The 22251-nt window shown below is 39.2% G+C and carries 18 protein-coding genes and 2 rRNA genes; 19 read left to right on the plus strand and 1 reads right to left on the minus strand.

The genetic code is table 11. From position 1 onward, the window contains the following. The 13 genes from rrf (ABYD77_RS10065) to ABYD77_RS10125 form a co-directional block, all read left to right on the plus strand. Positions 1-105 (plus strand): 5S ribosomal RNA (gene rrf / locus ABYD77_RS10065); the annotation flags it as partial. Positions 106-187: 82 nt separating this feature from the next. Beyond that, positions 188-302: ribosomal RNA gene (gene rrf, locus ABYD77_RS10070) — 5S ribosomal RNA — on the plus strand. Positions 303-856: 554 nt separating this feature from the next. Next, positions 857-1024 (plus strand): hypothetical protein, encoded by a 168-nt coding sequence (locus tag ABYD77_RS10075; protein ID WP_372769460.1) that lies wholly within the window; start codon positions 857-859, stop codon positions 1022-1024. 225 nt (positions 1025-1249) lie between these two features. Continuing rightward, positions 1250-3412, plus strand: a complete 2163-nt coding sequence (locus tag ABYD77_RS10080; RefSeq protein ID WP_372769462.1) for a prolyl oligopeptidase family protein — start codon at positions 1250-1252, stop codon at positions 3410-3412. Between the two features lie 146 nt (positions 3413-3558). Then, positions 3559-4326, plus strand: a complete 768-nt coding sequence (locus tag ABYD77_RS10085; protein ID WP_372769464.1) for a class II aldolase/adducin family protein — start codon at positions 3559-3561, stop codon at positions 4324-4326. 120 nt (positions 4327-4446) lie between these two features. Beyond that, complete coding sequence (locus tag ABYD77_RS10090) at positions 4447-5622, plus strand: mandelate racemase/muconate lactonizing enzyme family protein (protein WP_038637428.1); 1176 nt, start codon at positions 4447-4449, stop codon at positions 5620-5622. Between the two features lie 58 nt (positions 5623-5680). Beyond that, positions 5681-6442 (plus strand): glycosyltransferase family 25 protein, encoded by a 762-nt coding sequence (locus ABYD77_RS10095; protein ID WP_372769466.1) that lies wholly within the window; start codon positions 5681-5683, stop codon positions 6440-6442. Between the two features lie 164 nt (positions 6443-6606). Continuing rightward, a complete protein-coding gene (locus ABYD77_RS10100) occupies positions 6607-8568 on the plus strand; it encodes a trypsin-like serine protease (RefSeq protein ID WP_372769468.1) in 1962 nt (653 codons plus the stop codon). A gap of 46 nt (positions 8569-8614) precedes the next feature. Then, on the plus strand, positions 8615-9007 hold the full coding sequence (locus tag ABYD77_RS10105) for a hypothetical protein (RefSeq protein WP_372769470.1): 393 nt from the start codon (positions 8615-8617) through the stop codon (positions 9005-9007). A gap of 43 nt (positions 9008-9050) precedes the next feature. After that, positions 9051-10601 (plus strand): sensor histidine kinase, encoded by a 1551-nt coding sequence (locus tag ABYD77_RS10110; RefSeq protein WP_372769472.1) that lies wholly within the window; start codon positions 9051-9053, stop codon positions 10599-10601. 47 nt (positions 10602-10648) lie between these two features. Further along, complete coding sequence (locus tag ABYD77_RS10115) at positions 10649-10987, plus strand: hypothetical protein (RefSeq protein ID WP_372769474.1); 339 nt, start codon at positions 10649-10651, stop codon at positions 10985-10987. Next, positions 10974-12371: a hypothetical protein gene (locus tag ABYD77_RS10120; protein ID WP_372769476.1), complete on the plus strand. Its 1398-nt coding sequence runs from the start codon at positions 10974-10976 to the stop codon at positions 12369-12371. The genes ABYD77_RS10115 and ABYD77_RS10120 overlap by 14 nt, the downstream gene beginning before the upstream one ends. A gap of 11 nt (positions 12372-12382) precedes the next feature. Beyond that, complete coding sequence (locus ABYD77_RS10125; RefSeq protein ID WP_372769478.1) at positions 12383-13069, plus strand: response regulator; 687 nt, start codon at positions 12383-12385, stop codon at positions 13067-13069. Between the two features lie 215 nt (positions 13070-13284). Here ABYD77_RS10125 and gorA read toward each other — a convergent pair whose 3' ends face one another. After that, positions 13285-14643 carry a glutathione-disulfide reductase gene (gene gorA, locus ABYD77_RS10130; RefSeq protein ID WP_372769480.1) on the minus strand — a complete coding sequence of 453 codons (1359 nt, stop codon included), beginning with the start codon at positions 14641-14643 and terminating at the stop codon, positions 13285-13287. 136 nt (positions 14644-14779) lie between these two features. On the opposite strand from gorA, the gene prlC reads away from it, so the two are divergent. From prlC to ftnA, 6 genes are all read left to right on the plus strand, one after another. Further along, positions 14780-16816 carry an oligopeptidase A gene (prlC, locus tag ABYD77_RS10135; protein WP_372769482.1) on the plus strand — a complete coding sequence of 679 codons (2037 nt, stop codon included), beginning with the start codon at positions 14780-14782 and terminating at the stop codon, positions 16814-16816. A 107-nt stretch (positions 16817-16923) separates the two neighbouring features. Beyond that, positions 16924-18132, plus strand: a complete 1209-nt coding sequence (locus ABYD77_RS10140; RefSeq protein ID WP_372769484.1) for a PleD family two-component system response regulator — start codon at positions 16924-16926, stop codon at positions 18130-18132. Positions 18133-18211: 79 nt separating this feature from the next. Beyond that, on the plus strand, positions 18212-18988 hold the full coding sequence (locus tag ABYD77_RS10145) for a class I SAM-dependent methyltransferase (RefSeq protein ID WP_372769486.1): 777 nt from the start codon (positions 18212-18214) through the stop codon (positions 18986-18988). Positions 18989-19034: 46 nt separating this feature from the next. After that, positions 19035-20942, plus strand: a complete 1908-nt coding sequence (locus ABYD77_RS10150) for a methyl-accepting chemotaxis protein (RefSeq protein WP_372769488.1) — start codon at positions 19035-19037, stop codon at positions 20940-20942. Between the two features lie 30 nt (positions 20943-20972). Then, entirely contained in the window at positions 20973-21446 is a 474-nt protein-coding gene (locus ABYD77_RS10155) for a peroxiredoxin (RefSeq protein WP_372769490.1), read from the plus strand. Between the two features lie 136 nt (positions 21447-21582). Beyond that, positions 21583-22107, plus strand: a complete 525-nt coding sequence (gene ftnA, locus ABYD77_RS10160) for a non-heme ferritin (protein ID WP_372769492.1) — start codon at positions 21583-21585, stop codon at positions 22105-22107. Positions 22108-22251 lie beyond the last annotated feature (144 nt).

Genomic DNA, 22251 nt, shown 5'->3' on the forward strand with positions numbered 1-22251 from the left:
ATAGCGTTTTGGAACCACCTGACTCCATGCCGAACTCAGAAGTGAAACGAAACAGCGTCGATGATAGTGTGGGTTCGCCCATGTGAAAGTAGAACATCGCCAAGCTCCTAATTAAAGAAAGCCGTTGCAATAATTGCGACGGGTTTTTTAAACTAAAAATAATAAAAAAGCAAATTACAGAATTTTGCTTGGTGACCATAGCGTTTTGGAACCACCTGATTCCATGCCGAACTCAGAAGTGAAACGAAACAGCGTCGATGATAGTGTGGGTTCGCCCATGTGAAAGTAGAACATCGCCAAGCTCCTATTTAAAGAAACCCGTTGCAGTAATGTAGCGGGTTTTTTGCTTTTGAAGCAATCAAAATAAGTCAAATAAAACCACCTCAGAATAGATTGAAGGCGAAAATCTATCGACTATTGAGTGGTCTTGGTATTCTCAAACATCACAAAATCGCTTTAGTAAAATCCTTAACATGGAGCCTTTTGTATTTGAAAATCTACTTGGCTTTCTTTATCTATATATTTAGAGCTGTTTCTAATCGCGCTGTATAGAAAATGGGCTATAACTGAACTGCTCATCTGTTGCTTTATCTATTAATTAATATGTTTTAATCAGATAAAATTTACAGCATTCAAATATGGCTAAATAGTTTGTAAGAGATCTCTTACTCTAGCTGTAGATAGTAACTTTATATTAGTAGATATATCTTGTTTAAATGTTTTAAGTGTATGAATTTTATCTGTTTATTTGTTTGTTGCAAATAGGTTACAAGTATTTGTTAGGGTAATGTACTTTTTTATTTCCCTAGATTAATTACACTATTGATAATCAAGGAGCTAGGGAGCAGGCTGAACGATGGAACTATTTGAAAATGATATTAAGGATATTGAAAAAAACCGAATAAGCTTTTATTTAGCTTGTTTAGAAGAGTTTTCCCAGTTTGGCTACAGCGACCCTTACATCGAACAGATCAAAAAAGATTTAGAACTGCTTAAAACTAAATTTTCATACCAGGATTCATAGTTTACGAGTTTGGGGACTCGTTAGCCAGGGCGCATGCCTTGGCTTTTTTGGTTTTGTAGGCCTCATTAAAAATATACTTCTCTCTAAGTAAATCATTGTAAAGAAATACTTATTTTATACGTTATCTTATTGTTTTAAAACTAAGTTCTGTTTAGTCTTATTTGCTGGACAAAATATTGTTACTTCAGATATGTTAAGAGGTTAAATAAACTCAAGGGAATTATCATGTTAAAAAAAGCACTTGCACTTGCAGTGTGCACTGCCTTAGTTGGTTGTGGCGCAGACAAAAGTGAAGAATCTACTCAAGTTGATAAGAAGGTTGAACAAACCGTTACTCAAGCAGCGCTAACTTATCCAGAAACTAAAAAAGGTGATGTGGTAGACACTTACTTTGAAACACAGGTTGCGGATCCATATCGTTGGTTAGAAGACGATATGAGCGATGAGACTGCACAGTGGGTTAAAACGCAAAACAAAGTGACTTTTGACTACCTTTCTCAAATTCCTTACCGCGACAAGCTAAAAGAGCGCTTAACCAAGTTGATGGATTATGAAAAAGTCGGTGCGCCTTTTAAAGAAGGTAAATACACTTACTTTTACAAAAATGATGGCTTACAAAACCAATATGTTATTTATCGCCAAGTTGAAGGTGGTGAGCCTGAAATATTCTTAGATCCAAATACATTTAGTGAAGATGGTACAACATCTTTAGCGGGTATTACCTTTTCAAAAGATGGCTCTCTAGCTGCATATCAAATTTCTGAAGGCGGCAGTGACTGGCGCAAAGTTATCATTATTGATGTAGAAACTAAGAAGCAAATTGAAGACACTTTAGTTGATGTTAAGTTTAGTGGTCTTTCTTGGGTTGGTAACGAAGGCTTTTACTACTCAAGTTACGATAAGCCTGAAGGCAGTGAGCTTTCAGCAAAAACAGATCAACATAAACTTTATTTCCATAAGTTAGGTACGAAGCAATCTGACGACAAAGTTGTGTTTGGTGGTACAGATGCCCAGAAGCATCGTTATGTAGGTGGTTATGTAACTGAAGACGATAGATACTTATTGATCTCAGCTGCGGTATCAACGTCTGGCAACAAGCTATTTATTAAAGATTTAACTAAGCCAGATAGCAAGTTAGAAACCATTTTAGACAACACTAACTCAGATACTCATGTTATTTATAACGAAGGCGCTAAGCTTTATTTAGTTACTAACTTAGATGCACCAAACAAGCGTGTTGTGACAGTTGATGCAACAAATCCGACGCCTGAAAATTGGAAAAACTTAATCCCAGAAACGGAAAACGTACTAAATGTTTCAACGGGTGGTGGCTACATTTTTGCTAGCTACATGGTAGATGCGATTTCTAAAGTTCAGCAGTTCGATATGAACGGTAAGCTTGTTCGTGATATTGAGCTACCAGGTGTCGGTACTGCCGGTGGTTTTGGTGGTGAGAAAGAAGATAAAGAGCTTTATTACTCTTTCACTAACTATAAAACACCAGGTACAACTTTTAAGTTTAATATCGAAAAAGGTACTAGCGAAGTTTATCGTAAATCAGGTGCTGATTTTGACCCTGCACAGTACGAATCAAAGCAAGTATTTTATAAGTCGAAAGATGGTACTGAAGTACCAATGATCTTAACTTATAAGAAAGGTTTAAAGCTTGATGGTTCTAACCCTACAATTTTATATGGTTACGGTGGTTTTAACGTAAGCTTAACACCACGCTTTAGCCCAACGCGTGCGGCATGGTTAGAGCAAGGGGGTATTTACGCGGTTGCTAATCTTCGTGGTGGCGGTGAATACGGTAAAAAATGGCATAAAGCGGGTACGCAATTACAAAAGCAAAATGTATTTGACGACTTTATCGCTGCTGCAGAGTACTTAATTGCTGAAAACTACACATCGAGCGAAAAACTTGCGGTAAATGGTGGCTCTAATGGTGGTCTACTTGTTGGTGCAGTTATGACACAGCGCCCTGAGCTATTCAAAGTTGCGTTACCAGCAGTAGGTGTTTTAGACATGCTGCGTTATCACACATTCACAGCGGGTGCTGGTTGGGCATATGACTACGGTACAGCAGAGCAAAGCAAAGAAATGTTCGAGTACCTAAAAGCCTATTCACCTGTTCACAATGTGAAAGAGGGTGTTGAATACCCTGCAACTATGGTAACTACGGGCGATCATGATGACCGTGTAGTGCCAGCGCATTCATTTAAGTTTGCAGCAGAACTTCAAGAAAAGCAGGCAGGTGCTAACCCTACACTTATTCGTATTGAAACTAATGCCGGTCACGGTGCGGGTACGCCTACAAGCAAAATCATTGAACAATACGCTGATATTTATGGCTTTACACTTTACAACATGGGTGTGAAAAAGCTGTAATTCCAGCTAATATAGTTTAAATCAAAAGCGCAAATTCGATTTGCGCTTTTTTTTTTCATAAAATTTAGAATTCTTTGGCTTAGATCATTGCCAGCCATGGCTTGCTAATTTAGACTTCTATACATCTAACATATTAGGACTTATCCATGTTTGCATTACCAGAAATCAACCTTAAAGGAAAAGTGTCAGATGAAGAATGGCAGCTGCGAGTCGATCTTGCTGCTTGTTATCGTTTAGCGCATTACTATGGTTGGGACGATACCATTTATACGCATATTTCAGCACGTTTACCTGGAAAAAATGAGTACCTTGTAAATGCATTTGGTTTAACGTTTGATGAAATCACTGCATCAAACCTAGTAAAAGTGAACTTACAAGGTGAAATACTTGATGATTCGCCGTTTGAGATAAATCCAGCTGGCTTTACAATTCACAGTGCAATTCACGAAGTCCGTCATGACGCGCAATGTGTTATTCACCTGCATACCAATGAAACCATTGTGGTATCAAGTTTAGAAGGTGGCTTAAAGCCGATTTCACAACATGCAATGTTCCCACTGAGTAACATTGCATACCATGGTTACGAAGGCCTCGCGGTAAATGCTGAAGAAAAAGCACGCCTGCAAGCCGATTTAGGTAATGCGCATACGTTAATGCTGCCTAACCATGGTGCATTGACTTTGGGTCCTTCGATTGGTGAAGCCTTTATGCGTTGGGCTGATTTACAACGTGCCTGTGAAATTCAAGTGATGGCACTTTCAACTAGCCAACCACTTATTGCCATAGACCAGCAAATTTTAGATACGGTAAAAGAGCAGCAAAACAAAGTGCACACAGGTAGTACTGGTGGTCAAAAATCTTGGCCAGCAATGCGTCGTTTAGCGTATCGTATAGATCCTAGCTTTACAGAATAATTAGCAAATAAGTATCAAAGTGCTTCAATGGGTTTGAAGTACTTTTTTAATTTCTAAACCTTTGCAAAGTGCAAAGTAAAAATTAAACGTTTGGCAACAATAATTAGGAGCCCAACAAATATGAAAGTAACTCGCGTCGAAGTGTTTGATACCCATTGCCCAGAGCGCCCGCAATGGAACCCCGTTTTTGTTCGTATCCATACAGATGAAGGGATCTCTGGTGTTGGTGAAGCCGGTCTTGCTTATGATCTAGGCCATAGCGCTGCAGCAAATATGATTAAAGAATTTGCTGAAGCGTTTTTAATTGGTTTCGACCCTTTCCAAACTGAAAAATTATGGTCGCGTATGCTGCGCGAAAGTTTTTGGGGCTTAGGTGGCGGCCCGGTCGTTTATGCAGCAATGAGTGCGATTGATACCGCACTTTGGGACATCAAAGGTAAAGCGCTTAACTTACCTGTGTACCAACTACTTGGCGGTAAGGTAAATGACAAGCTGCGTACTTATGCATCGCAACTACAGTTTGACTGGGACGATGAGTTTAAAGCGCTAGTGCAACCTCAAGAATATGCAGAAGCTGCATTAAAAGCGATTGCTGAAGGTTATGATGCGGTTAAAGTTGACCCTATCATGTATGACAAAGATGGCAATACTTACTACGAGCGCACAAAGATTATTTCTCGTGGCGAAATGAAGCTTTACCGCGCACGTATGGCAGCTATTCGTGAAGCAGTTGGCGATGAAGTCGATATCATTTTTGAATGCCATAGCTTACCTGGTGCAACAACGGCGATTCAGCTAGGTGAAATCGCTGAAGAATTTGATTGCATGTATTACGAAGAACCAGTTAACTACTTAAACCACTCGCTACACGCTAAAGTAGCAGACAAAGTTGCTGTACCAATTGCCGGTGGCGAACGTTTATATAACCGCTGGGGTGTACGCCCGTACCTTGAAGATCAAAGTGTAGATGTATTACAACCTGATATTGGTTTGTGCGGTGGCTTTACCGAAACCAAAAAAGTGTGTGATTATGCTGATATTTTTGATGTGCGTATTCAAGCGCATGTATGCGGCGGCCCTGTTGCAACTGCGGCATCACTGCACCTTGAAACAGCCATTCCAAACTTTTTAATTCATGAGCATCATACCTATGCAATTAAAAAGTGGAATCGTGAATTATGTATTCAAGATCCACAGCCTAAAAATGGTTTCTTTGAAGTATCAGAAGCACCAGGTATTGGCATTGAGCTAAACGATGACGTGATTATGAAATCGCCACGTATTGAGATTAAATAAAACTGTAAACTAAGCCCACTATAATCGGGAATACCTAGCCGTTAGATTGGCGTTTACAATGCTAAACCAACCTAAAGTATTCCTGATTAATCTTGCTAAAAGTACCGAACGCCTTAAGAAAAGTAGCGAACGATTAGCTGCGCAGAATACTCAATTTGAACGTATTCCAGCCATTGATGGTACAAAACTCACCAACGAAGAAATTAAAGCGCATTATTCATCGCAATTAAATTCAAAACAGTATTACCGCAACCTTGGCTATGGTGAAATTGGCTGCTTTTTAAGTCATCGCTTGGCTTGGCAAAAAATTGTTGAGCAAAAGCTGCCTTATGCAATTGTATTAGAAGATGACTTTCAACTAGTGGGTGATCTCAGCGCGGTATTTAGTACCATTGACTCTCTAAAGTGTGATTGGCAACTATTAAAACTTGCCGCCTACCAAAATCGAACTCGCCCTATTAAAGTAACAAAACAAGTTAATGAGCAGTTTGATTTAGTGCTTCATAAAAGGCCGCTTACAGGCTGTTGTGCGCAAGCAATTACTTATGAGACTGCGAAGCGGTTACTAAGGGCAACTGAACAATTTGGTTGTCCAGTAGATACGCAAATTCAACGCACTTGGCAAACAGGAGTTTCTGTTTATTCGCTTATGCCTTTTATGATTCAACAAGAGGGTAAAGTAGGCAGTGAAATTACTGCGGCATGTCAAAATCAAGTTATACGAAAGCATATTTTTAAGCGAAAAGTACAACAATTAAATGATATGGTTAACCACTACAAACAAACACAAAAGGCGCAGAATACGATTTTATCTTGGTAGTGAGTAACTGCTAGCGTTATTTTTTTGAAATAAAAAACATTAAAAACAGTAGCTTCTACATAACACTACCAATCACTACATAAAACTACATTTCTCAAATATTGTCATGTTAAAAAACGGTTTCTAATACGTTTCAAGATATGATGAAAAGTATAGGAAATGTTATGAAGAAAGTTGCTTTACCGCTAGCTCTTGCCAGTGTTGCAGTGCTTAACGCGCCTTCTACAGTTGCACAAAACGCCACTGTGATGAAATTAAAATCGTTTGAACAATATACCCCACGTATTATTAATGGTAAGCCTGCCGTTGAAGGCAACTACCCGTTTATGACCTCACTTATTTCAGCTGAGGCTGAGGGAATTTCACCATTTTGTGGGGCTTCATTTATTGGTGGACGTTATGTTTTAACCGCATCGCATTGTATTGAGGGCGCATCAGCAGACAATGTTCATGTTTGGATTGGTGGCTACGATACGACTAAACCTGAATCAGGTAAGCGTTTTAGTGTGGCACAAATCTATGAACATGAAAGCTATGGTGATGTTGGTCTTAATAACGATATTGCGATTGTTGAGTTAACAGAAGAAGTAACTGGGATCACGCCAATAAAGTTAGTTACGCCTGAAATGGAAGCGAATCTAAAAGACGGTTCTGAGCTTATCGTAATGGGTTGGGGTAATATGAACCCAAATGGTAATGAAGCGCCAGAGTACCCTGAAATTTTGCAAGAAGTTACCGTTCCTCTTTACAACCGCGAACAATGTATTGCTGATTATACGCAAGATGGTGAAACCGGTATAACTGATAATATGATCTGTGCTGGCTTTGTTGAGGGTGGTAAGGATTCTTGTCAAGGCGATAGTGGTGGACCACTGATTTATAAGCATCAGGATGAATGGTATCAAGCTGGAGTGGTTAGCTTTGGCGATGGTTGCGCAGCGCCAAATGCACCAGGTGTGTATGCGCGTGTTTCCAAATACAATGATTGGGTTGAAGCTAAAAAATCAGGTGTTTCTTACCAGCAAATTACACGTCAGGGTTATGTTGAACAAACATTTGATGAACAAGCTGTGTTCACGATTAAGAATGTTGGCTCAGATAGCTTTATGGTGACTAATGCAACGATTCAAGATAGTCAAGGGCTAGAATCAATTGAGGTGGCTGAAAATCAATGTGATGGCAAGACTCTCGCATTTGAACAAAGTTGTGACATCAATGTACGTGTTAAAACCGCACAAGAAGGCAATGCTGGCTTTATTCTAAAGTTAGACACGAATGATGCTGTTAATAAAGAAGCGGTACTGTTTTATAGTGCAAAAGTGCTCGCACAAGTATCTAACAATATGAATGAAATTGTGGGCAGTGATAATAACCATGTTAAATGGTGGAGTGGTGGCGACCTTGCTTGGCAAGTGCAAACGAGTAAAGCATCGCAAGGCGATTCTGCAATGGCTAGTGGTGATATTACCGACTATCAAGACAGTGTGTTATTAGCGACTATTGATAACGACCGTATTGAAAAGTTTAACTTTAAGCATTTAGTGTCTTCAGAAACTGATTGGGACTTTTTAACAATCCGTCACAACAATGAGTTAGTTATTAGTACATCGGGTATTGAAGCAACGGAATTTACAGCGCAAGAAATTACGTTAACTGAAGGTGTAGATCGTATCACTATGATTTACAGCAAAGACGAGGCTGACATTGACCCAAATGGTGATGATAAAGCTTACATTGATGAAGTGACTACAGTACTTAAAAATACTGCGCCAGAAAGCAAAGTAAAACAATCGACGATTAATGTTGAAGAAGGTAAAACGTTTGTGTTGGATGCAAGTGACAGTAGCGATGCCGAAGGTGATAGCTTAAGCTATAAATGGGAAGTGACGTCAGGGGATATCACTATCGCTGATGCAACTAAAGCGGCAGTAAATCTCACTGCGCCAGCATACAAAAATGCGAAAAGCCTAGTATTTAAAGTAACCGTAACCGATGCTTATGGCGCACAAAGTAGCACAACAGTTAATGTGACGATTAGTAAAAAACCTAAACAGAGTAGTGGTAGCTCAGGTATTATTGCACTATTACTCGGACTTGGTTTTGCTGTTCGCAGAAAGTTGGTTTAACACAGTACTATTGGAGTAGCCAGCAATTATGGCTGGCTTAATGATTATGAAAAAAATTTATATCGCTTTTTTTGTATTGCTATCAACGTTAGTGGGAACAGGATGTAATAGCACCACTTTATCGAATACAGTGACGGAAGCCGAGCGCAACAACCTCGAAAAAATCTACAGCTTTGATGTAACCTCAGAAAAGTTGTTATTTGTTGTAAAATCAACTGGCTGTACAAGCAAGGAAGATTTCGAGCTACTCTACCAAGTACACCAAGGGAAATACGAGTTTGCATTAAAACGCCTTAAACCTGATATGTGCCGGGCCATGCCACGCGCATATCCTGTTAGCTTTAAACTGCCAGCTATAGGTGTATCTATTGATAATATCATTGTACTCAATCCAATAGATACAAATACCCCTGCAAAAAGAAGTAAAATAGGCTACTAATTAGTCTTAAAAGACAATGTTGCTGATAACATAAGGAGAGCATTTGCAAACTTTATTCTTACGAATATACGGATCGGTTATTTTAGCAATTTGCATAGTCTTATTGTTAACTTACTTTGTATTCTCAGAAATAAATAAGCATCGTTATCAGCAGCATTTAGCAGAGCAACTTTCGGGGACCTTGTATTTAATTAAACAAGGGATCGGTAGACAGAAAAATATTGACGATCGCGAACGTTGGCTTGAATTAGTCGCATCCTTGATGGATGTCACACTTTCGGTTTCTTCACTGCAGAAAATCCCTAATAAAATCACTATCGCATTGAGCGATAACAAACAAAATGGTTATCGAGTAACCTATCCACTTAACGCACACAAGCAATTGAATATGACTTTAAATGGTGTTAGTGAGCAGCTTGCCACTGGCACCGCATTTTTATTATTAAATGAGCTGGGGTTGCACACTGCACAACAGCGTCAAACGGTCTTTCAATCAATTAGTCAGGAATTTCATTACCCAATCCATCGTGTGAGTAGTGCAAGTCAAACCCTCGATAGTGAGCAGCTAGAACGTTTAGCGCGAGGTGAAATGGTGATTATGTGGCAAACTGAATTTGATAGTAGTTTATCATTTGATATTTATGCGCCATGGGGAAATTCGCAAGATTTACTCAAGCTTGGCACTATTAGTGTTTTTGAGCAGTATCCAACTTGGTTACTAGTGTCGGGATTTGTTGCCGTTTTAGTGACTTTGGCTGTTCTGATTCTGCTTATAATACGTTTAATAGTTAATAGATTGACATACATACAGCATAAAGTTGATGCGATAGAGCCCGAACTCATTCAGGCTGCGAAAATGCCTGAGCACCTTGATGTGATAAACCAGTTAACTTGGAAAATTGACCAAATGGCGCTGCGAATCACACGCTTGATAGAGCAAAAGCATCAAATGTATCGCGCAGTATCTCATGACCTAAGAACCCCCTTATCTAAGGCTCAGTTCAGATTAGAAGCCTTAAGTCTTCAGAGCGGCGTCGAAAATACGTTAATTGAACAAACTAAAGCCGATATGAATCAGCTTAACTTGCTTATTAGTGAGTTGCTAAGTTATGAAAAAATTACAGAAAATAAATCAATTACAAAAGAAGATATGGAGCTTAATGGTTTTGTATTGGCTATTTTAGATGGCATGAAGATTGTATTTCCTAAAATTAAATTTATTTTCAAGGCTAAAACGCTATGTAATGCCCCTATTAACAAGCAATTGTTTACACGTATGCTAGAAAATTTATTAAATAATGCTGCGCGCTTTGCTGAATCGTCAGTGATTGTGGCATTAAAAAACAGCGAGTCAGGCACGATTTTAGATATTGTTGATGATGGCCCTGGGGTAGATGAAAAAAGTAAACCTTATATTTTCGATCCCTTTTACCAGCAGGATCAAAGCCGCAGCACCAACACATCAGGTTATGGTTTGGGACTAGCCATCGTGAAACAAATTGTATCGCAACATGGCGGTGACATTGAATTAATGGAAACTTCTCAAGGCGCGCATTTTTGCATTACATTACCAAACCAAATGGAAGAAGGGTGATGAGAGTACTCTTCTTGATAGTTTGCCTTTTATGTGGAACACATTCGGTGGCGCAGCAAACTGATATGTCCAAGCCAAAAACTTCTCCTGTAGACAAAGTGGCCAAAGATGAAAAAATCAATAAGAACACAATTGATTGGGGGGATTGGGATAAAAAGTTTCAACCACAGCAACGCTATGGTGTTGGTATAAAAGGACAGTTGCAAAACGCCATTAGTGAACTTGATAAAAGTAACTTATTAAATGATACCAGCGGTGTACCTAATACTTCTCAACTTTCTGTTGATAAAAAAATGAAACGAAAAGATATAAAAAAAATGAAACAGGAATTGAGAGCGCTAGAAGAAAAAGTAAAACAAGAGATTGAAAATAATGAAGATTATTAAAGTTATCCCGTTAGTTATTGGCCTTTTTGTGACTTCAAACATGTTCGTACCTTGTTTTGCTGATGAGCAACGTTTAGCGAAAACGGTGTTTGAACAAGCAATGGAGCATATTGAACATGGCCAATGGGCCGCAGCTGAAACGTTACTAAGCTATCAATTATCACAGACACCTGAGCAGCATCGAGTGCGTTTGGAGTTAGCCTTAACACAAATGCAATTAGCGAAGTATTCCGACGCCAAAACACACTTGCTTGCACTGCAAAAAATATCTGAACTGCCTGATAATGTGCGTTTTAATATTGACCTATTACTCAATGAAATTAATCAACGGCAGCAAACAGAACAATTCAGCGTTATACAACAATGGGGATTAATAGGTTCTTTAGCAATGGGGTATGATGATAATGTACGTTTTAGTTTTGGCGATTACTTTTTAGATGATGATCCCTTTTTAGATAGCTTTTACTTTATTCTACCTGATGGTAAAGAGTACTTTATCTCGAAACAGGGATACCTTTACAGCTTGGATGGTGAAATTGTGATGCCAGATGAACTGGGCATTGATTTGACCCCATTTATTGAAAAGCCGAATACTAACTTTATAGAGTCAGCTGCACTAATAAAGTACAACTACTTTGGTAAAAAAATTAATTGGAAAAACAACTTTTTAGTTCGCAATATTGATAATGCTGATTTTAGTGATTACGACAAACTGCTCTATAAATTAGACTCTGAGCTTATTTGGCCGCTTTCAAGTGATAAAGAAATTGGAGTGCAATTTGAGCAGCGAAATCAGTTTAGAGGTGGCCAGCCTCAAATAAAATCAAGTGCACTAACGCTTGGATACCGCTTCTTTTTTGATAGTGGTGAGTGGCATTTATACGGACAGTATATGGATAGAAGTTTTGAAACGATAGAAGTGCAGTTTGGCGATTTTTCATATACTAATTATGGCTTTGATAATAAATCATGGGCGCTTGGTGTTGAGTGGAATAAACTTTTTTACAACAATCGTTTATTAGCTAAGGTACAATTTGAGCTGAAGAACAACGATGCCAGTGATGGATTAAAATACCAAGGCGGTATTTTAAAAACAGCACTGGTGTACCAAATTACCGATGATTGGAGTGCTGCGAGCTATGTGCACTTCTTTCAACAAGATTATAACCTAAGTGACTTAGAAAAAATTTACGGTCTGGATGAAAGCAATGATGTTGCTTCTATTGATAAGAGTTTGAGAATAGGCACTAAAATTGATTATCAGCTAAACGAACATTTATCGGCATTTCTTTCTGCTGATTGGGGGGAGCGTTCGTCAGATATTTATTGGGGAGTTCATAGCAGTACCGTGCGGGTTAAGCTTGGGTTTAGTTTTGAATTCTAAAGTGACATTATATGGAAAAATATAATCTGATAATTGTTGAAGACGACCATGAGTTGGCTAACTTAACGCAAGATTTTTTTCAGCAGTTTGAATTTAATTGCAAAGTAATTAGTGAAGGGCAACGAGCTATTTCGCAAATTATTGCTGAGCAGCCTGATATTGTGTTGCTGGATCTTATGTTACCTGATATTGACGGTATGCAAGTTTTCCAGCAAATTAAGCCTGCATATACAGGAAAGGTTGCAATGTTAACAGCGCGTGGCGACACCATAGATCAAGTGCTTGGTTTAGAGTTCGGTGCAGACGATTATATTTCCAAACCAATTGAGCCGCGCTTACTATTAGCGAAGTGCCGAGCTTTATTACGCCGTGAAGTCAGTGTAGAAGCAAATAAAGGTGAGCAACTCTCGATTAATGACATCGTTGTTAATAAACATAAACGAGAAGTGTTAAAAGCGGGAGTGTCTTTAGAATTTGCATCACCAGAATATGATTTACTATTACTATTAATCGAACATCGAGGTGAAGTGATTTCTAGAGATTATATTTTTAAATCTCTTTGGGGGATGGAATATGACGGGCAAAACCGCCAAGTTGATATTTACATTTCGTCGATTCGAAGTAAATTAGAAAATAATCCAAACCAACCAAGTTTAATTAAAACCGTGCGCTCAAAAGGATATTTGTTTACTGGGTAACGTCATCAAGTTTAAAACTAAAAAAGGGTTTCAAATGATACCCTTTTTGATTTTTGATTAGCGTTAGTAAATTAACGCATCGTCACAAATTCTTCTGAACCGGTTGGGTGTGAGCCGCTCGAAAATAGCGAATACATGGAGCTATTTTAGGCTCGAACGCGAGACAATGGACGTCGAGCCGGAATATCGCGTCAGGACGACTTTTTACTCAGTTCCTAACGCATCGTAACAAATTCTTCTGAACCAGTTGGGTGAATCGCTACAACCGAATCAAAATCAGCTTTGGTTGCACCCATCTTCATTGCAACGCCAAAGCCTTGAATCATTTCATCAACCGCAAATCCAATGCCGTGCAAGCCGACAATTTTCTCGTCAGGGCCTTGGCAAACTAGCTTCATTTTACATGGTTGGCGGTGCTGCGTTACCGCAGTGTACATAGCTGTAAAGCTCGATGTATATATTTTAATGTCATCATCACCAAACTGCTTGCGAGCTTCGGTTTCAGTTAAACCTATGGTGCCAATCGGAGGGTGGCTAAATACTACGGTTGGCACTAAGTTGTAATCCATTTTGGCATTTGGCATTTCCGGGTTAAACAAGCGCTCAGACAATAAACGGCCAGCTTTAACCGCGACAGGCGTTAACTCAATACCGTTTTCAATTATATCGCCAACAGCGTAAACGCCTTGAGCTGAAGTATTTTGGAATTCATCTACTTTTACGTGACCTGAATCAGTTAATTCAACACCAGCTGCTGCAATATTGATTTTATCGGTAGTTGGTTGACGACCAATCGCCCAAATAACTTGGTCAACATTAACGCTGTTACCATTTTCAAAGTGCAGTGTTAAAGAGCCGTCAGATTCTTTAGTAACTTCTTTTGGTGTTGCATTGGTATGCAGTGTTGGGCCTTCTGACTCAATCACTTCCATTAAAGTATCGACAATAAGTGGATCGAAGTTGCGAAGCGGTGTGTCACGACGAACGCATAAATGCGTTTCAGTGCCTAAACCGTGCATTACGCCTGCAAGTTCAACCGCAATATAGCCTGCACCCACAACCGCTACGCGCTTAGGTTGTTCTTTTAATTCAAAAAAGCCGTTTGAATCGATACCGTATTCAGCACCTGGAATATTAGGAATGCTAGGACGACCACCAACGGCAACAAGAATATGGTCGGCAGTGTAGTGCTCACCGTTCACTTCGATGGTTTTGTTATCAACAAATTTAGCAAAACCTTGAATTACCGTTACGCCATTGCTAGCTAAGTAATTGTCATAACCTTTATGAATACGGCCAATGTAAGCTTCACGGCTTTCAAGCAATTTAGACCAATTAAACTCTTTAATTTCTACATCAAAGCCATAGTCTGGTGCATAAAGTTTAATTGCCTCAGCAACTTGCGCACCATGCCACATTACTTTTTTAGGAACACAGCCAACATTTACACATGTACCACCTAGCGGGCCTGCTTCTACTAGGGCGACGTTTGCACCGCGCATTGCCGCTCGGTTTGCTGATGCAATACCACCACTGCCACCGCCGATAGCGATATAATCAAAATGCTTTGCCATTTGAAGTTCCTTAATTTTTTAAATCTTTGTTTTATCAGATATAGGTATTCTAACCGATAACACAATAGCCTAACTTGCAATTTTTATCGATTGCCCCAATCTAAATTAACAATGACAAATTAATAAGAAGCGTTTTATGACTAATCCATTAATTGGCCTTGAAGGGTTACCACCATTTTCACAAATTAAACCTGAGCACATTGTGCCTGCATTAAAACAGGGTATTGCGGATTGTAAGCAAACGATTGAGCAAGTATTAGCGCAAGAGTCGTATACTTGGGATAACTTTATTGTACCGTTGGATGAAGTCGACGATAAGTTAACGCGCCTGTGGTCGCCAGTGTCGCATATGCACTCTGTGGTAAACAGTGAAGAGCTACGCGCCGCCTATGATGAGTGTTTACCGCTTATCTCGGAATATTCTACCTTTGTTGGTCAACACCAAGGGTTATTCTTAGCAACGAAAGCGATTTCCAAAAGCGATGAGTTTGCAAACCTTTCAGAGGCGCAGCAAAAAGCGATTAACAATAGCCTGCGTGACTTTAAACTTTCAGGCATTGCATTGCCTGAAGAAAAACAAAAACGTTATGGCGAAATTGTTGCTCGTCTTTCTGAGCTTGCAGCTAAGTTTGGCAATAATGTGATGGATGCCACACTTGCTTGGCAAAAACATATTACAGATGAAGCGGATTTAGCAGGTTTACCAGAATCAGCAATCGCACTTGCAAAACACACAGCGGAAAGTAAAGAGTTAGAAGGTTGGCTATTCACCCTCGACTTCCCATCATACTTACCAGTGATGACCCATGCAGATAACCGTGAACTGCGTAAAGAAACTTATATTGCATTTAGCACACGAGCATCTGATCAAGGGCCTAATGCCGGTGAGTTTGATAACAGCGCCATTATGGCTGAAGAGCTTTCGCTTCGTCATGAGCTGGCGCAATTGCTAGATTTTGACAATTTTGCTGATAAATCACTGGCAACCAAAATGGCAGAATCGCCACAGCAAGTGTTCGATTTTTTAAATGACCTTGCAACAAAATCAAAACCTCAAGCGCAAGCTGAACTTGCTGAACTGACGGCCTATGCAAACGAAAAGCACGGTATTAGCAAGTTAGAAGCGTGGGATTACACCTATTACAGTGAAAAGCTTAAACAGGAAAAGTACGCGATTTCAGATGAAATTCTGCGCCCATACTTCCCTGAAAACAAAGTGCTAAGCGGCTTGTTCGAAACCGTAAACCGTCTATTTGGTATTAATGTTAAAGAAGTGCAAGGTGTTGATACTTGGCATAAAGATGTTCGCTTTTTTGAAATTTTTGATAGCAGCGGCGTAAAGCGTGGATCATTCTATTTAGACTTATATGCGCGGGATCATAAACGCGGTGGTGCGTGGATGGACGACTGTATTGGCCGCAAAGTGCGTGCTAATGGTGATGTGCAATTGCCTGTTGCTTATTTGGTATGTAACTTCAATAAGCCGGTTGGTGATAAACCTGCATTATTTACGCACTACGAAGTAACCACATTATTCCATGAGTTTGGCCATGGTATTCACCATATGCTAACGCAAGTAGATGTGGGCGCGGTTTCGGGCATTAATGGTGTGGCGTGGGATGCGGTTGAATTACCAAGTCAATTTTTAGAAAACTGGTGTTATGAAGAAGAAGCGCTGGCGTTTATTTCAGGTCACTATCAAACAGGTGAACCACTGCCGAAGGATTTACTCGATAAATTACTCGCGGCTAAAAACTATCAATCAGCAATGATGATGATTCGCCAGTTAGAATTTTCATTATTTGATTTCCATATTCATGCGGACTACAACCCATCAAATGGCGATGAAATTCAAACAATTTTAAATAAAGTGCGTGAACAAGTGTCGGTTGTTAAAGCGCCGGAATTTAATCGTTTTCAACACAGCTTTAGTCATATTTTTGCTGGTGGTTACTCGGCGGGCTACTACTCATATAAATGGGCTGAAGTGCTTTCTGCTGATGCGTTTTCACGTTTTGAAGAAGAAGGTATTTTCAATGCAACAACAGGCCAATCATTTTTAAAAAATGTATTAGAAATGGGAGGTTCAAAAGATCCAATGGAGCTATTCATTGCATTTAGAGGAAGAGAACCTAAGGTCGATGCCTTGCTGCGCCACAGTGGCATTCAATAAAGTTTAACCAAAGTCAAATAAGCCGCTTAAATAAAGCGGCTTTTTTATGCATTTCATTCGGTTAAGTCTATGCTTATTTTTAGCAAATAAATATTAAAGGTTTGTTTATGCTCCTCAGCGTACTAGCAATAGATGATGATAAATGGGTTCATGAAATTATTGAGCAGACATTAGTTAAAAGTAGCCGAGTTTGTCATGCTTATGATGGGAATGAAGGCCTGCATATAGCAAGGGATAAGCAACCTGACATTATTATACTGGATGTTGAAATGCCTGGACCAAATGGGTTTGAAGTGTGTCGTTTGCTTAAAGAGCAAACTGAAACAAAAGACATCCCAGTTATGTTTTTGTCGGCGCGCAGTTCACTTGAAGAACGGATAAAAGGGTATAATTCAGGTGCAGCTGATTACATAGTTAAACCTTTTGAAACAGAAGAGTTATTGGCGCGGATAAAAGTCTTATATCAATATAAATTACAATCTGAAACTTTAAAAAAGGATATTGAACAGGCGCAAAATACTGCGGCTGTGGCAATGACTGATTACAGTGATATGGGTAGAGCAATCCGTTATGTAAGCCAAACTTATGGCATTAAATCGCTAACACGTCTTTCAGACTGTCTATTTGAATTTTTTTCTCCACTGAATTTAAGCGTAGTTGCTGCATTTTGGTTAGATGAACGTTGTGAATTTTTTTCTAATAACAGCGCCGTTTGTCCATTAGAGAAAGAATTGATGCTTAATATAAAAAGTGGGGATCGTTTCATTGACTTTGGTACAAGGACGATTATTAACTATCCGAATGTCTCACTATTGATCAAAAATATGCCTGTGAATGATGCTAATTTGTATGGTCGTTATAAAGATCTTTTCCCGCATATATTAGAAGCAACAAACGCTAAATTGGGCACTCTGGATTTACAGAATCAATTATTAGGGCAAGCGAGAAAAATTACTAAAACATTTGAATTAATTGATACTACTCTTAGAAGACAAATTCAAAGCTTATATAGAAACAGTAAGATATCGGTAGAGCTGATTGAAACATTATATGAACGGTTTTGTGATACTGTTCCTAGGCTGGCATTAGAACCAGATCAAGAAGAGTATATTTTAGGGGCGTTAGAACAAACAGTAGAAAGTTTGCGTAATCATTTAACTGTTGGCACAGATATTCAGAGCTCTTTTAACGAAGTGATGACATATTTTGATCATATTATGATAGAGAGACAAAAAATTCTTGATATGTTGCAAAAAGAGCAACAAAGAGAAGAGATAAACGAAATTACATCACAAGATGATATAGAGCTGTTCTGATGTATTTTTATATTTGCTTATGAAAAATAACGTCGAATCATTATAATGGCGATACTTTTGCTACAGCAATGGATATATTGTGTTAATTGCTAATCAAATTCCAGAACAACAAGATTATCTTGAACAACTTGATAAACGCTTTGATTTATCAACGTGGTTATCAAATAATCCCTTATTTTCCTTGCAATATGGCCAAGATGGTTTAGCCCTTTCTAAAACTGATGAGCCAAAATTGGGCGCCATTCGGGTCGATTTTGTTACAGGTGCTGCTGCACACAGGCGTAAATTTGGTGGCGGTAAAGGGCAAGCAATAGCAAAAGCCGTGGGATTAAATAAAGGCAAAGGCATGACACCTCACGTGCTAGATGGCACAGCAGGTTTAGGGCGGGATGCTTTTGTTTTAGCCTCACTTGGCTGTCGTGTTACATTACACGAGCGTCACCCAATCGTTGCTGCGCTTTTATATGATGGTTTACAGCGCGCTTATTTAGACAGTGAAATTGGTACATGGATGAGTGAACGTATGACAATGGCGTTTGGCTCTAGCCATTTATTGTTGCCTGAAACACAATGCGAGATTGATGTTGTTTATTTAGATCCGATGTTTCCTCATCGTGAAAAATCAGCGGCAGTTAAAAAAGAAATGCGAGTGTTTCAATCTCTTGTAGGTTCTGATTTAGATGCCGATAAATTGCTTACTCCAGCTATTGCTCTTGCGAGTAAGCGAGTCGTTGTTAAGCGACCGGATTACGCCCCATTTTTGGCGGATAAAACACCATCGATGCAAATTAAAACCAAGAAAAATCGATTTGATGTCTATGTAAATGCAGCGATGGTTGAAACAAAAGTGTCATAATAAAGTCATATAATTCAAGGGCAATTTTATGGATTAAGAGTGCCCTATGCGCGTTTCAAGTTTCACCCGATTACTATTAGTTGTTCTAAGTTCAATTAGTATTGCGTTGGCAGTTGTGTTGTATTGGGCAAGCCAGACAATTAATACCCTTAATCAACAGACTATTGCTTATAATCAACTGAAAAACACCATAGTGGTTGATTTAGCTAATAGTTTGCAAGACTACCTTTCCTATGGTGACAATCAGTTTTTAACGCAGGCAAAAAACAATATTTCTGCGGTTGAGCAGAAACTATCGATTTTACCAAACTCTATTTCAGACACACTTCAAACACAGCTCAATCAGTTACAACAAGGCATTGATGGTAAGTACCGTGCGCTTGGCAAACTCAGTGGTAATAAAAATGCGTTAATTGACCATGCATTAAATGAAATGTCGGATTACGCCAGTGCGCTAAGTCAGTATGCAGAAAAAGCTGAAACAAGTATGTCTCAACAACGTTTTTATGTATTAGCCAACGCATACCAAACGCAGGTTGTGAAGCTTTCTATTGCGTTGAAAGAAAATAGTTTAGAGAGCACTAGCTCAGTTCTTGAAGATCTCGCACGCATTGCAAGTGATATTGAACGTTTGCCTTTGCTGGGGGTATTTGACCCAAATGTAGATCAAGACGAATTAATGTTAACAGGGGAAGAAGCTGAAGATTTAGGGGAAGAAATTCAAGCAGAGCTGTTAAGTTTACCTAATCGTTTGCCAAAAGAGCTAGAGAATACGAAGCGCTTAAATGATGAGCGTGAAGAGGGGGTGTCGTCACTGCGAGGTGAAATTAAAAACCTAACAAGCAGTATTTTAGCTGCAGAAAAACAACTGCGCGATGAGCAAGCTGAAATTGAACAAAAAGTATTTTACACCTTGTTTGTTGCAGTGATTGCGCTCTTTTTGATTGCTGCAATCGTTTATTTCACACAACGAAAGCAGGTACTGACACCGGTAAGAGCGCTTCGTAACGCGTTTTCTAAACTCATTGAAAATGACAACCTAGAGCACATTTATACTGACAACCCTAAAACTGAAATGGGTGAAATCGCGCTCTACTTTAACCAACTTATTGAAAAGCAAAAACAAGAAGCCCAAGAGCGTGCAGAAACCTTACAATTAGTTAGTGATTTCTTAGCAAGCATGAGTGACCAATTAAAGCTGATGTTAACTGCTTCGGAGCAATCTATTTCTGAAGTGGAACAAAGCGAAGGCTTGCTTAGTCAATTAACAGAAATTGGCGAACAAGTGAGTGAAATAAATGGCACCGTTAAGAATAATGCTGAGCTAACGTTTACTGCTATGGAAAATAGTGTGGGGCAGTCTGAGTCTATGCTTGTCGCAAGTAATGAAACTCAACAACAAGTGCAATTTGGTATGGAGTCGATGGAACAGTTACTCAAAGGTGTAAATGATGTTGCATCTGTTTTAGAGGTGATTAATACAATTGCAGAGCAAACAAACTTATTAGCGCTAAATGCAGCGATTGAATCAGCGCGAGCAGGTGAGCATGGTCGTGGTTTTGCGGTTGTTGCTGACGAAGTAAGGCAACTCGCTAAACAAACACAAAACTCACTGCAAAGCATTAAACAACAATTAGATGGACTTGGTGTTAGCTCGCAACAAGTATCTCAGCAGATGCTTGAATTAGCAGAAAATGCGCGTCAACAAACTGAATCAGCAACGCAAATGAAAGAGAACGCAAGTAATGTAGCTGAAAATGCGTTATCAGCATCAGAAGTGGCAAACCAAGCAAGTAACTTTGCCTTAGAGCAAAGCAATTATTTGAATGCGTTTTCCAATGCGATGCAGCAACTTAAATCGCGAGTGAAGGATTCAAATAATCAAGTTCAGGGTATTCAAACTGACCTAGAACAGAAGATGGTTCAAATTCGCCATTCTTTAGGTCTACAATAAGATATATATATTCAAAAATAAGAAGCCAATATGATTACTGTTAATCAAAGTTTACCAAACCATACTTTTAATTTATTAACTAATGAGGGGATGACTACGCCAACAACGGCAGAATTATTTGCAGATAAAAAAGTCGTTTTATTTGCGGTGCCAGGCGCATTTACACCTACCTGTTCAGCAAGCCACCTACCAGGTTTTGTGGTGCATTTCGATGCATTAAAAGAAAAAGGCGTTGATAGTGTAATTTGTCTTTCAGTAAATGATGCATTTGTAATGAAGTCTTGGGGCGACAGTGCAAATGCGGAAAATATTATCATGTTGGCGGATGGTGATGGTGCATTCACTAAAGCACTTGGGCTAGGTATGGAGACAGGTGTCTTTGGTGGCTTCCGTTCACAGCGTTATGCCATGCTTGTTGAAAACCAAACGGTTACTCAATTGTGGTTGGAAGAACCAAAAGCCTTTACAGTATCAAGTGCTGAATCTGTACTTGCGAATCTTTGAAACAAATAAGACTTGTTTTTATTACCCTTATAGTCACCTTTTTCTTTAATTAAATTAAGCAGTTAATTGCCTTGCAATTAGCTGCTTAACGCTTACAATGCGGACTTTTAACATTCTGTAAAGTCGTGGAGTTCCTATGTTAGCACCTGCAATGGTTGAAAAATTAAACGAGCAAATCAATTTAGAGTTTTATTCATCAAACCTTTACTTACAAATGAGCGCATGGTGCGAAGACAAAGGATTTGAAGGTGCAGCTGAGCTGTTACGCAAGCACGCACTTGAAGAGATGGATCATATGAATCGTTTGTTCACTTATGTGAGTGAAACCGGTGCTATGCCAATTTTAGGTACCATTGAAGCGCCACCGCACGAGTTTGCATCATTAGGTGATGTAATTCGTGAAACGCTTGAGCATGAGTGTCAAATCACTAAAGCAATTAACGAATTAACGCATGTTGCGTTTACTACTCATGACTATTCAACTTTTAACTTTTTACAATGGTATGTTGCTGAGCAACACGAAGAAGAAAAATTGTTTAAAGGCATTCTAGATAAAATTGAGTTAGTAGGGGAAGACGGTAAAGCATTATTCTGGATTGATAAAGACTTAGCTGAACTTGCTAAAAAAGGTACTTCTTCGATTATGGAACCAGGTGCCTAATTAGCGGGTTGCAATATGAGTTCAGGTTTCAGTAACTTTGCTGAACCCTGAACCCTGAACCCTGAACCCTGAACCCTGAACCCTGAACCCTGAACCCTGAACCCTGAACCCTGAACCCTGAACCCTGAACCCTGAACCCTGAAC

Origin of the sequence: Pseudoalteromonas sp., assembly GCF_041629635.1 — a bacterium.
Lineage (GTDB): Bacteria > Pseudomonadota > Gammaproteobacteria > Enterobacterales > Alteromonadaceae > Pseudoalteromonas.